Raw genomic sequence first — 12,703 nt, 5'->3', positions numbered from 1 at the left:
ACAAAGGGCGAACAGCAAGCTGTTCGCCCTTTTTGTTTCTGCTGCGTTGACTCAGCTTCGCAGCAGATTTGCCTGCAGCTCGCTGCCGAGCTGATCGAGCAGCTGATAGCGCGCCTTGTAGCTGGCCCGCTTGCGTGAGGGGATCTCCTCCAGCGTCTTGCGGGGCACTTCCAGCGGCAGGCTCATCCAGAGTTCATCCTGCACGCTGCCCTGATGCTCCTGCCACAAGCCGTCGAGGTCGAACTTGACCCGCTCGGCGGTGCGCTTGCTGCTCTGATAGACGTGGCTTTGGGTGCGGATCCCGAGCAGGCTCTTGCACGCCAGCCCCCGGGCCAGCTCGGCGGCCATATAGACCAGCAGGGACATGGGGCGCAGCCCGCCGCACGCCTTGGTGACCAGCTTGATCTCCTCGCTCTGCCCCTTGCCGCCCTGCAGCGAGCAGATCTCGAGGGTCGGGTTCGGCGCGGGGCGCAGATTGAGGGCCATATAATAGAGCGCCGCGTCACCCAGCTTGAGGGTCAGGCTCATCTCCCCCTCTTTGCCCATGTGGGTTTGGTAATCCAGTTGCAGGGTCAGCGGTGCCGTCAGCTTGTCGCTCTGCCACTGGGCCAGCAGCAGGCCGCGCCCGCTGTAGATTGCCAGTTGTTGCGCCTTGGGCAGCTGACGTGCCAGCTGCTGGTAGTGGCCGCTGATAAGCCCGGCTCGCAGGCGCTTGCGGAGCCCCTTGTGGCGATAGGGGTGGATCGGCTTTTCCAGAATATCGGGGAAGCGGCTGATCGCCTGCGCCAGCAGCGGTTGCTCCTGCTGCTGGCGATAGAGGGCGCGGGCGCCGGGATTGAGCCAGAGACGCCCCACATACTTGACCCGTCGGATGAGATGACCTGACTCCTCCACCGGATGAAGGCGGCGGGCGAGGGTTCGCAGGTGTGACAGATGAGATGACATGGTGCCGACCTCTGACTGGTGTAATGAGACAGGGCGGGGAGTGTAGGAGCGGGGCGCTGGCTTGTAAAAAAATGGATAGTAACAAAATGTGAAAACATAACGCTCAGTAGCGGCTGGCGCTGCGAGATGACCGTCACGGCCATGGCAGGAAATCTGGCGCCATCCTCTTGATGCGGCAGATGATTTGATGCGTAAAGGTTTTTATTGTGTTTTGTGTTTGTTAAAAGTGGTTGAGCTGGCGCGAACGGCTGATTAAGCTAGGCCGGTTTTTTAGGGATGAGCCCGTCACCAGAGCGGGCAGAAAATGACACAAAACGGAGTTTTGCATGACAGCTAGCACACCCATGTTAATCACCTTCCTGGTGTATATCCTCGGAATGGTGTTGATCGGCTTTATCGCCTATCGTGCCACCCGCAACTTTGATGACTACATTCTGGGCGGCCGCCGAATGGGGAGCTGGGTCACCGCCCTCTCTGCCGGCGCCTCCGACATGAGCGGCTGGTTGCTGATGGGGCTGCCCGGCGCCGTCTTCGTCAGCGGCATCTCCGAGAGCTGGATCGCCATCGGTCTGGTGATCGGTGCCTACCTCAACTGGCGCTGGGTAGCGGGTCGCCTGCGGGTACATACCGAGAAGAACCGCAATGCCCTGACCCTGCCAGACTACTTTACCTACCGCTTTGAAGATCACAGCAAGGTGCTGCGCATCCTCTCGGCGCTGGTGATCCTGCTCTTCTTCACCATCTATTGCGCCTCCGGCGTGGTAGCCGGTGCCCGCCTGTTCGAGAGCACCTTCGGCATGGATTACAACACCGCCCTCTGGGTCGGTGCCGCCGCCACCATCACCTACACCTTCTTTGGCGGCTTCCTCGCGGTGAGCTGGACCGATACGGTGCAGGCGACCCTGATGATCTTCGCCCTGATCCTGACCCCGGTCTTCGTCATCATCGCCGTCGGCGGGGTGGACAGCGCCATGATCGAGGTGGCCGCCAAGAGCGCCACCAACCTCGACATGTTCAAGAATCTGGATGTGATCGCCATTGTCTCGCTGATGGCCTGGGGCCTTGGCTACTTTGGTCAGCCCCACATTCTGGCCCGTTTCATGGCGGCGGATTCCCACCACTCCATGGCCAATGCCCGTCGCATCAGCATGACCTGGATGGTGTTCTGCCTCGCTGGTGCGGTGGCCATCGGCTTCTTCGGGCTGGCCTACTTCGCCCGCTTCCCGGAAGTGGCAGCTGGGGTGACCGGCAACCCGGAGCGGGTCTTTATCGAGCTCTCCAAAATCCTGTTCAACCCCTGGATCGCCGGTGTGCTGCTCTCCGCCATTCTGGCGGCGGTGATGAGCACGCTAAGTTGTCAATTACTGGTCTGCTCCAGCGCCATCACCGAGGATCTCTACAAGCCGTTCCTGCGCAAGAACGCCTCCCAGCGTGAGCTGGTGTGGGTGGGTCGCCTGATGGTGCTGCTGATCGCGGTGATTGCCATCGCCGTCGCCATGAATCCGGAAAACCGGGTGCTGGGGCTGGTGAGCTACGCCTGGGCCGGTTTCGGTGCCGCCTTTGGTCCCGTGGTGCTGCTATCGGTGCTGTGGCCGCGAATGACCCGCAACGGTGCGCTGGCGGGCATGCTGGTCGGTGCCATCACCGTCATCGTCTGGAAGCAGTTCGGCTGGCTGGGGCTGTATGAGATCATCCCGGGCTTCCTGTTCGCGCTGCTGGCCATCGTAGTGGGCAGTCTGCTGGGCGAAGCGCCCTCTAAAGCGATGCTGGAGCGTTTCCGCGATGCCGAGGAGGAGTACAACACCCCGGCCGAGAGCGCGGGAGAGCCGGTCGCGGTGAACTGATCCCCCTTACCGCTTTCTAATTGAGAGCCCCGCCCCCGGACAAGGAGCGCCCTGGTTGGCCATCCTTGCACCGGTTTGGCGGGGCTTTGTGCTATCTGATTCACTCTTGGGCACTTTTTTATGTTCGGCCGGTGGCTCCCGGGTGCTCGCTTTCTTTTGTCTTGGCACCGAATATGGGACACTAGGCCGCCTGAAGGAGACCTAGTGCATGCGGCTATTCACCCTGATCCTGATCCTCCTGCTGGGGGGACTGCAATATGACCTCTGGCTGGGGAAGAACGGGCTATCCGATTATCAGAACCTGTCGGAGGCCATCTCGCAGCAACAGCGGGACAACCAGACTCTCAAGGATCGTAACGACCTCATTTACCGCGAGATAGATGATCTCACCTCTGGCCTCGAGGCCATCGAGGAGTTGTCGCGCAACGATCTGGGTTACATCAAGCAGGGGGAGACCTTCTACCGGATCATCCCCAAAGAGAAAGACAAAGAGACAGCGCCGGACGATGAGCCCTACGATGACTGATGCCAGCCGGGTATCCGGCCTGACGGCGATCGTCCCTGCCGCCGGTATCGGCAGCCGGATGGGGGCCGATTGCCCCAAGCAGTACCTGCAACTGGCGGGTAAAACCATTCTCGAACATACCCTGGAGCGGCTGCTCTCCCACCCGGCCATCGCCCAGGTGATCGTGGCGCTGGCGCCCCATGATCGCTGGTTCGAGGCCCTGCCCGTGGCGGCCGACCCGCGCATTGTGCGGGTCGAGGGAGGCGCCGAGCGCGCCTTTTCCGTCCTCAATGGTCTCCATTTGACGCAAGGGGAGTGGGTGCTGGTGCACGATGCGGCCCGCCCCTGTCTGACTCACGGCGATCTCGATGCGCTGATTGTCGCGGCCATGAACTGCGGCGGTGCCATTCTCGGCAGCCGGGTGCGCGATACCATGAAACGCTCCGATGGGGAGGGCAATATCATCGCCACCGTCGAGCGCGAGCAGCTCTGGCATGCCCTGACGCCCCAGATGTTCCCGACTAGTGCCCTGAAGCGGGCACTGGAAGAGGGGTTGCTGCTGGGCGCCACCATCACCGACGAGGCCTCCGCCATGGAGCGGGCAGGATTTGCGGTGCGGATGGTGGAGGGGCGCGCCGACAATATCAAAGTGACCCGGCCGGAAGACTTGTCGCTGGCGGGGCTGTTTTTAAGCCAGCAGGCATAAGCCCCTCAGTCAGAACAGACCGTTCAGAGCAGAGTGTCTCGAACAAACAGGCCCGAACAAGGAGTTAGCATGATCCGGATTGGACATGGTGTGGACGTACACAAAATTGATGGGGTTGGTTTCAGCATGTTGGGAGGTGGCCGCTGATGATGCGCATTGGTCATGGTTTTGATGTTCATAAATTTGGTGGTGTTGGCCCCTGCATGCTGGGTGGCGTGCCGGTTCCCTACGAGCAGGGGCTGGTTGCCCATTCTGACGGCGATGTGGTGCTGCACGCGGTGAGCGATGCCCTGCTGGGCGCCATTGGTGCCGGTGACATCGGTCGCCACTTCCCCGATACCGCTGCCGAGTTCAAGGGGATCGACAGCCGCATCCTGCTGCGGGATGTGTTTGCCCGGGTACAGAAGGCGGGGTATGCCATCGGCAACCTGGATGTGACCATCATCGCCCAAGCGCCCAAAATGGCCCCCCATATCGACGCCATGTGCGCCGTGCTGGCCGCCGATCTGCAATGTGATTTGAACCGGGTGAACGTCAAGGCGACCACCACCGAAAAATTGGGTTTTACGGGGCGCAAGGAAGGGATCGCCACCGAAGCCGTCGTCCTGTTGGTGAAACAATAATGCTGGAACAACTTGCCTATCTGCACGGGGCGCCCACCGCCCGCGGTATCCTCAAGGCCGAGGCCGCCGATTTTGTGGTCAATGAGGATCTCGGCTTCGAGCCTTGTGGCGAGGGTGAACACATCTTCGTCCGGGTGCGCAAAACTGGCGAGAACACCGCCTGGGTGGCGGGTCTGCTGGCCGATGCGGCCGGGGTCAACCGCAATGCGGTGACCTGGGCTGGCCTGAAGGATCGCCACGCGGTAACCGAGCAGTGGTTCGGCATTCATCTGCCAGGCAAGGCCGAGCCGGACTTGTCGGTTATCGAGAGCGACAGCATCCAGATCCTGCAAGCCAGGCGTCACAACCGCAAATTGCGGGTAGGCTACCTCAAGGGCAACCATTTCACCCTGCGTCTCACCGGTCTGGAACAGGCCGATGGGGTGGAGGCGCGCCTGCAGGCCATCGCCACTCAGGGCGTGCCCAATTATTATGGTGAGCAGCGTTTTGGTCGCGATGGCAACAACCTGGAAGCGGCCAAGGCGATGTTTGCCGGCAAGCGGATCAAGGATCGCAACAAGCGTTCCCTCTACCTCTCTGCCGCCCGCAGCATGCTGTTCAACGCCATCGTCAGCGCCCGTATCGAACAGGGGCTGGCCCATCAGCTGCTGGCCGGTGATTGCGTGATGCTCAAGGGTAGCCACTCCATCTTTAGCGAAGAGGTGCTGACCCCCGAGCTGGAAGCGCGTCTCGCCTCCGGCGATGTGCAGCTCACCGCGCCCCAGTGGGGCCGTGGCCGTCTGGCCAGTCAGGGTGCCGCTGCCGAGTTCGAACAGGGCGTGCTGGCTCCTTACAGCGATTGGTGTGACGGGCTGGAGAAAGCCGGGCTGGAGCAGGACAGGCGCCCCCTGCTACTCAAGCCGGAGCAGATGAGCTGGCAGCTGGACGGCGAGGCGCTGACCCTCTCCTTCTTCCTGCCGGCGGGCGCGTTTGCCACCAGCGTGGTGCGCGAGTTAATGCAGGCCGAAGAGGCCGATCATGGTTTCAGGAATCAGACCGATGCGAATTCTGGTCAGTAATGATGATGGTGTGCATGCCGAGGGCATTAGAGCCCTCAGCGAGGCGCTGCGCGCCTGTGGCGAGGTCATTGTGGTGGCGCCGGATCGCAACCGTAGCGGTGCGAGTCACTCCCTGACGCTGGAAGTACCACTGCGGGTCACACACATTGCCCAAAGCGGTTACTATGCGGTGAAAGGCACGCCGACCGACTGCGTGCATCTGGCAGTCAACGAGCTGGTACGCCCGGAGCCGGACATGGTAGTGGCCGGCATCAATCACGGCGCCAACCTGGGAGATGATGTCATCTATTCGGGGACGGTCGCCGCGGCCACCGAGGGGCGCCATCTTGGTTACCCCTCCATCGCCATCTCGCTGGTGGGCAAGACCCACTTCGCCACGGCGGCCCACTATGCGGCCCTGCTGGTGAAGGGGCTGATGAAACACCCCCTGCCTGCCGATCAGATCCTCAACGTCAACGTGCCGGACTTGCCCCTCGAACAGATCAAGGGGATCAAGACCACCCGCCTTGGCAATCGCCACCGGGCGGAGTCGGTGATCCATACCGAGGATCCCCGTGGCCAGCCCATCTACTGGATTGGCCCTCCCGGCAGCCAGCAGGATGCCGGTGAAGGTACCGATTTTGCCGCCATCGAGCAGGGCTATGTCTCGATTACCCCTCTGACCATCGACATGACTGCCTATGACAGTCTCGCCGGTCTGGGGGCTTGGTTAGATCTGCAGGGATGAGGGTGGTGTGATAGTACAGCGCCTGTTAAATCAGCTCATTGCACAGGATATTCGCGATTTTCGCGTGCTGGCGACCATCGCGAAAGTGCCACGTCAGCTATTCGTGGACGAGGCCATGGCACACAAGGCGTGGGACAACACCGCCCTGCCCATTGGCCACGGCCAGACCATTTCGCAGCCCTATATGGTGGCGCGAATGACCGAGTTACTGATGCAAAACAATCCGGCCCATGTGCTGGAGATTGGCACTGGCTCGGGTTACCAGACGGCGATCCTCGCCCATCTGGTGGAGCATGTGTATACCGTTGAGCGGATCAAGTCGCTGCAGTTCCAGGCCCGGCGCCGGCTGCGCCAGCTCGATCTGCACAATGTCTCGGCCAAGCACGGCAACGGCTGGTTGGGGTGGCCCAACAAGGGGCCTTATGACGCCATTCTGGTGACGGCCGCGGCGAGCGAGATCCCGACGGCACTGACCGATCAACTGGCCGAAGGGGGGCGACTGGTGTTGCCTGTCGGTGACAGTCAGCAGACCCTGCAGCTGATTGAACGATCCGGCTCCCAGCTGACCAGCCGAATTCTGGAGCCGGTACGTTTTGTTCCCCTGATTGACGGAGATGTTGAGTGAAGTTGTTTTCCCGTTTGTATGTACTGGTGATGCAGTGGGCCCGCCACAAGCATGCTCCCTGGTATCTCTCCATCACCGCCTTTATCGAATCGGTATTCTGGCCGATCCCGGTGGATGTGATGCTGGCGCCGATGGCGCTCGCCAAGCCGCACAAGGCGTGGCACTACGCTACGCTGGCTACCGTATTCTCGGTGCTGGGTGCGCTGTTTGGCTATGCCCTTGGCTACGCCTTGTGGGATCCGGTGGTGCTGCCACTGGTGGAGTCTGTTGGCTATCAGGGAAAGATCGAGATCGCCCGCCACTGGTTTGAGCAGTGGGGGATCTGGGTCATTTTCATTGCCAGCTTCACCCCGATCCCCTACAAGGTGTTTACCGTGACGGCTGGGTTGTTGCAAATGGCTCTGTTGCCTTTCATCATCACCTCCCTCATCGGTCGTGGCATGCGCTTTTTCCTGGTTGCTGGCCTGATGCGTTGGGGGGGCGAGAAGATGGAACGCAAACTGATGCACTATGTAGATGTGCTCGGTTGGCTCTGTATTGGTCTGGCCGTGGTGGCCTATTTCTGGTTTAGTCGTTAAGGATCCATTATGCGTTCGCGTATTTGGCAGGGAAGCAGTGTCGTGGTGTTGTCCTGGCTGCTGCTTGCCTGCTCCTCCAGTAAAACTGCAGCTCCGGTGGATGGGGTCGGTGATGATCAGTTCGTCTCGACCATTCCGGCTCGCCATAGTGGTGCCCAGGTCAGCGCCCCTATTCAGGGCGGCAGCTATGTGGTGAAGAAGGGGGATACTCTCTACTCCATCGCTTTTAACTCCGGTAATGATGTGCCCTCACTGGCCAGCCTCAACAATATCAGCCCGCCCTACAACATCTATCCGGGGCAGCGGCTGCGCCTCGATGGCTCCAGTGCCAGTGTTGGCAGCAGCCGCAGTACGGGGACCTATCAGGTACGTCGCGGCGATACCCTGAGCAGCATCGGTCGCCAGTTTGGCATGAGTGCGCAGGCGCTGGCCCAGAGCAATAACCTGAGCGCCCCTTATGCGCTGCAACCGGGTCAGGTGCTCAATGTACAGTCCGGTGGCAACACAACCCAGATGGTGGCTGTGACTCGTCCGACAACCGTGACGCCGGTGGCCGTGAGCCGTCCGAGCAGCGGTCCGCGTCCGTTGGCCGAGCCTAGCGGATCTGGTCAGACCACGCCGTTCATCTCTCAGAAATCCGTTGCTCCGGCAGCACCGAAGGAATACGCTCAGGTCAAAGAACAAAAAACAAACAACTCCCAGTCGAGACTTGCTTGGCACTGGCCCGCAAAAGGTCGGATTGTCGAGGGGTTCTCTGTTGCAGAACAGGGTAACAAGGGGATCGACATAGCCGGCCAGAAGGGGCAACCCGTCTACGCCGCCAGCAGCGGTAAAGTGGTATACGCTGGCAGTGCTTTAAGGGGGTATGGCAAGCTGATTATCCTCAAGCATGATGATGACTATCTCTCCGCCTACGCACACAACGACGAGTTGCGGGTGAAGGAAGGGGACAGCGTCAAGGGGGGCTCGGTCATTGCCAACATGGGTAGCACGGACGCGCCGGATGTGCGATTGCATTTCGAGATCCGGTACAGAGGCAAGTCGATCAATCCGATGAGCTATTTGCCAAAGCGTTAACCCCAGAGAGACCGTCTTACTCTGGTAACGTCAGGGAGACACACCATGAGCCAAGAACAACTGGTAATGCAGGATGCAGAGTTAGAGTTTGACGCTGAACCCGAATCTCACGAAGTAGAAGAGTTGCAGGAGGTAGCCGCCGAGGCGGAAGATATTATCTCCGATGAGTTGCTGGCACCTGAGCTGAACAAGGTGATGGATGCCACGCAACTCTATCTGGGGGAGATAGGTTTCTCCCCGCTGCTCACTGCCGAAGAGGAAGTCTACTACGCCCGTCGTGCCTTGCGCGGTGACAAAGCCGCCCGCAAGCGCATGATCGAGTCCAACCTGCGACTGGTGGTGAAAATCGCCCGCCGTTACAACAACCGCGGCCTGGTGCTGCTGGATCTCATCGAAGAGGGCAACCTCGGTCTTATCCGTGCGGTCGAGAAGTTTGACCCCGAGCGCGGCTTCCGTTTCTCTACCTATGCCACCTGGTGGATCCGCCAGACCATCGAGCGGGCCATCATGAACCAGACCCGCACCATCCGTCTGCCCATTCATGTGGTCAAAGAGTTAAACGTTTACCTGCGCACCGCGCGCGAACTCTCTCACCGTCTCGATCATGAACCGACCGCCGAGGATATCGCCTTCGCGCTGGATCGTTCGGTGGACGACGTGAACCGCATGCTCAAACTCAACGAGAAGATCACCTCGGTGGATACCCCCATCGGTGGCGATCGCGACAAGGCGCTGCTGGATGTGCTGTCCGACGAGCGTGGCATGGGGCCGGAGCTGGAGTCTCAGGAAGATGATATGCGCAGCAGCATTGTCCACTGGCTGGAGGAGCTTAATCCCAAGCAGCGGGAAGTGCTGGCCCGTCGTTTCGGTCTGCTGGGCTACGAGCCCGCTACCCTCGAGGATGTGGGGGCCGAGATTGGCCTGACCCGCGAGCGGGTACGCCAGATCCAGGTGGAGGGGCTGCGCCGTCTGCGGGAGATCCTGCTGAGTCAGGGGCTCTCCATCGAGGCGCTATTTCGTACCAATTAAGCATCCGCACCAATTAAGTCTGCACCAGCTGATCAGCGCATCAGCCAGATAGCACGAGGGGAGCAATCGCTCCCCTCGTTTTTTATTGCCTGTCGTCTGGCGATGGCTTCGTGGTTATACCAGCTCAGCCAGCATGGTGTCGGCGTAGGGCACCAGTGCTTCGCCATTTTTCACTTTAGCGAGATAGTCCGGGTTGGCGATAAGCGGACGACCGATAGCCACCAGATCGAAGCGGTTGGCCTCAATGGCCGCAGCGGCGCGTTCGGCGTCGTAGTTGCCCACCCCGACCAGATTGCCCTTGTAGTGGGCGCGCAGATAGTCGGAGGCGCGGCCACCCAGATAATCGAAGGTGAGGTTGTCATCAAAGATGCCGAGGTGCACATAGGCCAGCGGGCGATCGTTCAGCTTGCCCAGCAGGTAGTCGAACACAGCGCGATCTTCCGGGCTGCCCGCCAGATGGACATAGGCACCCGGGGAGAGACGAATACCAACCCGATCACCACCGATACGGGCGCTGATGGCATCGACCACTTCCAGCGCGAAGCGGCTCATCTTTTCCGGGCTGCCACCGTAGTTGTCGCTGCGCAGGTTGGTGGAGTGGTGCAGGAACTGATCGATCAGGTAGCCATTGGCACCGTGGATCTCCACCCCGTCAAAGCCCGCCTCGATGGCGTTGGCTGCGGCTTGGGCGTAATCCTGCACCAGCTGGGTGATTTCGGCCTCGGTCAGGGCACGCGGCACCTGATAGGTCAGCTCGCGCATGCGGGGCACAGTGCCCTCGTGCGCCACGGCAGAGGGGGCCAGCACTTCCGCCTGATGGAAGAAGGGGTGGGAGAGGCGGCCGACGTGCCACAGCTGGGCGAAGATCTTGCCGCCCTTGGCGTGCACGGCGCTGGTCACTCTCTTCCAGCCATCGATCTGCGCCTGAGTGAAGAGACCCGGGGTATTGGGGTAGCCCTGCGCGTCGGGGCGGATGATGACGGCCTCGGAAACAATCAGGCCGATGTCGGCGCGGCGGCCGTAATAGGCTGCCATCTGCTCGGTCGGCACCAGACCTGGGCCTGCCATGCAGCGGGTGAGCGGGGCCATCATGAAACGGTTGGCCAGGGTCAGAGTGTCATTGAGTCGATACGGCTGAAACAGAGTATTCATGATAGGTTGTCCTGAACGGGTTATTCTTGAACGTGCATTCAAGACGTTTTTTGCGTCGGGTGCAAGCTTTTTTTGAATGCGCGTTCAAGAAGGTTGGCCCGAGCGGGCGGCTGGGGTAAACTTGCCGCCCTTTCCAGCCACTCTTTATCGGCGGGCCCTGTTGCCTCTTGCCGGTGAACCATTTCCCACGGGAGGAACCATGCGCATAGCCGAGTTTGATCGGGACGAGGTACTGCGAAATGCCATGGAAGCGTTTCGCGCCAAGGGATATGCCAAGACCACCATGCAGGAGCTGGTGGCCGCCACCGGCCTGCACCCGGGCAGCATTTACGGCGCCTTTGGCAACAAGCGCGGCCTGCTGCTGGCGGCGGTGGATCACTATGTCGAGGGTAAACGCACCCTGCGCCGCTCATTGCTCGACAACCCGAGCCCGCTGGCGGGCCTTGCTGCCTATCTCGACCGGATTGTGGGGGAGGCGCTCTGCGGCTCCTGTCTGGTGACCCGCACCATGATGGAGCTGAGCGAGCAGGATGAGGAGCTGACCCAGCGGGTCAAGGGGATCTATGGCGAGCTGGAGCAGGATCTGGCCGAGTTGCTGACACAGGCGCAGGCCAAGGGCGAGCTGGCCCCGGATAGCAATATCCACACCCTCACCGCCCTGCTGCTGATCAACCTGCAAGGGTTGGTCACCTTCGCCCAGTGCCGTCCCGATCGCCCCCTGCTCGACGACGTAGTCGCCCAGCTGATGCGGGCCCTGCGGGCGTAACGCGATACAGCAGAAACAACAGTGGCTCCCTCGGGAGCCACTGTTGTTTTTGGGAGGCTTACCTCAGCATTACCTCGGCCCCACCAGCTCTTTCATCAAATCTTTCAGCCATACCAGTGCGGGTTGTTGCGCGTGCACGGGGTGCCAGACGCAGTTGAGGTGATAATCCGGCACGTCTTCGGGCAGCGGCAGGCTTTTCAGCGGCCAGTGGGTGGCGAGCAGCTCGGCCACCATGCTGGGCAGCACCAAGAGGTGATCGCTCTGGCTGACGATGGCGGCGGCGGACATATAGCTCTGGCTGTTGACCGAGATGGTGCGGCTAAAGCCCTGACTCTTCAGATAGCGGTCGAGGCTCGCCTCCGAGGTGCCAAGGGGCGAGTGGAACACATGGGGCATGGCGATAAGCTGCTGCAAGGTGATGCGCTCCATCCACTGGGAGGGGTCATCCTCGGCCCCGGCGGGGGCCGATTTGGCAATGGGCAGATCGGCGCGCACCAGCCCGGCCAGCGGCTCGGTGAGCCAGGTCTCCTTGCCCAGATACCCCGGTACCTGCATGTATTCGTCAAAGCCCAGCACCAGATCGATCTCGCCGCTTGCCAGCTCGGCTTCGGGCAGGGTGTCGCGCAGGATGCGGATCTCGATGGTGACCCCCGGCGCCAGCCGTCTGAGCCGCTGAATAAGCGGCGGGATCAGCACGCACTCCACGTAATCTGTGGTGCAGAGCACGAAGCGCCGCTTCGACTGGCTCGGCTCGAACTCTTCTTCCTCGGTGAGCTGCTGCTCCAGCAGCCGCAGTGCCTGCTGTACCCCGAGGTGCAGCCGCTGGGCGCGCGGGGTCGGCAGCATCCCCTGCGGGGTGCGTACCAGCAGCGGGTCGCCGAGAAAGGTGCGCAGCCGGTTAAGGGAGTGGCTCATGGCGGGCTGGCTGATAAAGAGCGCCTCGGCGGCGCGGGTGACGCTGCCCTGCGTCATCAGGGCGTCAAACGCGAGCAGCAGATTGAGGTCGAGTTGGTGCAGTTTCATGGGGGGATTATTCGTCGTGTTTATGGGACAATCCATCCTATTCAT

14 protein-coding genes are annotated in these 12,703 nt (G+C 61.1%); 11 read left to right on the top strand and 3 right to left on the bottom strand.

The genetic code is table 11. The features are described from left to right. Window positions 1–51: 51 nt before the first annotated feature. On the bottom strand, window positions 52–945 hold the full coding sequence (locus G5195_RS14470) for a VirK/YbjX family protein (protein ID WP_421222891.1): 894 nt from the start codon (window positions 943–945) through the stop codon (window positions 52–54). Between the two features lie 326 nt (window positions 946–1,271). Here G5195_RS14470 and putP point away from each other — a divergent pair, with 326 nt between their 5' ends. The 10 genes from putP to rpoS all read left to right on the top strand — a co-directional run bounded on the left by putP (window position 1,272) and on the right by rpoS (window position 9,717). Next, window positions 1,272–2,789, top strand: a complete 1,518-nt coding sequence (gene putP / locus G5195_RS14465) for a sodium/proline symporter PutP (protein WP_421222893.1) — start codon at window positions 1,272–1,274, stop codon at window positions 2,787–2,789. A gap of 208 nt (window positions 2,790–2,997) precedes the next feature. After that, window positions 2,998–3,315: a cell division protein FtsB gene (gene ftsB / locus G5195_RS14460; protein ID WP_005335520.1), complete on the top strand. Its 318-nt coding sequence runs from the start codon at window positions 2,998–3,000 to the stop codon at window positions 3,313–3,315. Continuing rightward, on the top strand, window positions 3,308–4,000 hold the full coding sequence (ispD, locus tag G5195_RS14455; protein WP_421222895.1) for a 2-C-methyl-D-erythritol 4-phosphate cytidylyltransferase: 693 nt from the start codon (window positions 3,308–3,310) through the stop codon (window positions 3,998–4,000). Before ftsB ends, ispD begins: the two co-directional genes overlap by 8 nt. Window positions 4,001–4,146: 146 nt before the next feature. After that, a complete protein-coding gene (gene ispF, locus G5195_RS14450) occupies window positions 4,147–4,623 on the top strand; it encodes a 2-C-methyl-D-erythritol 2,4-cyclodiphosphate synthase (protein ID WP_421222897.1) in 477 nt (158 codons plus the stop codon). Then, the gene (gene truD / locus G5195_RS14445) at window positions 4,623–5,681 is read left to right on the top strand and encodes a tRNA pseudouridine(13) synthase TruD (protein WP_421222899.1); all 1,059 of its coding nucleotides are present in this window, start codon (window positions 4,623–4,625) and stop codon (window positions 5,679–5,681) included. The genes ispF and truD overlap by 1 nt, the downstream gene beginning before the upstream one ends. After that, window positions 5,662–6,408: a 5'/3'-nucleotidase SurE gene (surE, locus tag G5195_RS14440; RefSeq protein WP_216979433.1), complete on the top strand. Its 747-nt coding sequence runs from the start codon at window positions 5,662–5,664 to the stop codon at window positions 6,406–6,408. The genes truD and surE overlap by 20 nt, the downstream gene beginning before the upstream one ends. Window positions 6,409–6,415: 7 nt before the next feature. Next, the gene (locus G5195_RS14435; protein WP_005335507.1) at window positions 6,416–7,033 is read left to right on the top strand and encodes a protein-L-isoaspartate(D-aspartate) O-methyltransferase; all 618 of its coding nucleotides are present in this window, start codon (window positions 6,416–6,418) and stop codon (window positions 7,031–7,033) included. Further along, window positions 7,030–7,611, top strand: coding sequence for a YqaA family protein (locus G5195_RS14430; protein WP_216979432.1), 582 nt, complete (start codon window positions 7,030–7,032; stop codon window positions 7,609–7,611). The genes G5195_RS14435 and G5195_RS14430 overlap by 4 nt, the downstream gene beginning before the upstream one ends. 9 nt (window positions 7,612–7,620) lie before the next feature. Beyond that, complete coding sequence (locus G5195_RS14425) at window positions 7,621–8,688, top strand: LysM peptidoglycan-binding domain-containing protein (RefSeq protein WP_216979431.1); 1,068 nt, start codon at window positions 7,621–7,623, stop codon at window positions 8,686–8,688. Window positions 8,689–8,733: 45 nt separating this feature from the next. After that, window positions 8,734–9,717 (top strand): RNA polymerase sigma factor RpoS, encoded by a 984-nt coding sequence (gene rpoS / locus G5195_RS14420; protein WP_005362773.1) that lies wholly within the window; start codon window positions 8,734–8,736, stop codon window positions 9,715–9,717. A gap of 114 nt (window positions 9,718–9,831) precedes the next feature. On the opposite strand, the gene G5195_RS14415 is transcribed toward rpoS, so the two are convergent. Continuing rightward, window positions 9,832–10,869, bottom strand: a complete 1,038-nt coding sequence (locus G5195_RS14415; RefSeq protein WP_421236258.1) for an alkene reductase — start codon at window positions 10,867–10,869, stop codon at window positions 9,832–9,834. Between the two features lie 199 nt (window positions 10,870–11,068). Here G5195_RS14415 and G5195_RS14410 point away from each other — a divergent pair, with 199 nt between their 5' ends. Further along, the gene (locus tag G5195_RS14410) at window positions 11,069–11,635 is read left to right on the top strand and encodes a TetR/AcrR family transcriptional regulator (RefSeq protein WP_005335495.1); all 567 of its coding nucleotides are present in this window, start codon (window positions 11,069–11,071) and stop codon (window positions 11,633–11,635) included. Window positions 11,636–11,704: 69 nt separating this feature from the next. Here the strand turns inward: G5195_RS14410 and G5195_RS14405 are convergent, their stop codons facing one another. Continuing rightward, the gene (locus G5195_RS14405) at window positions 11,705–12,658 is read right to left on the bottom strand and encodes a LysR family transcriptional regulator (protein WP_058059628.1); all 954 of its coding nucleotides are present in this window, start codon (window positions 12,656–12,658) and stop codon (window positions 11,705–11,707) included. Between the last annotated feature and the right edge of the window lie 45 nt (window positions 12,659–12,703).

This window comes from Aeromonas sp. 601039, assembly GCF_049174415.1.
GTDB lineage: Bacteria > Pseudomonadota > Gammaproteobacteria > Enterobacterales > Aeromonadaceae > Aeromonas > Aeromonas veronii_A.
The sequence above is the reverse complement of the archived record's forward strand: the minus strand, read 5'-3'. Positions and strand labels throughout refer to the sequence as shown.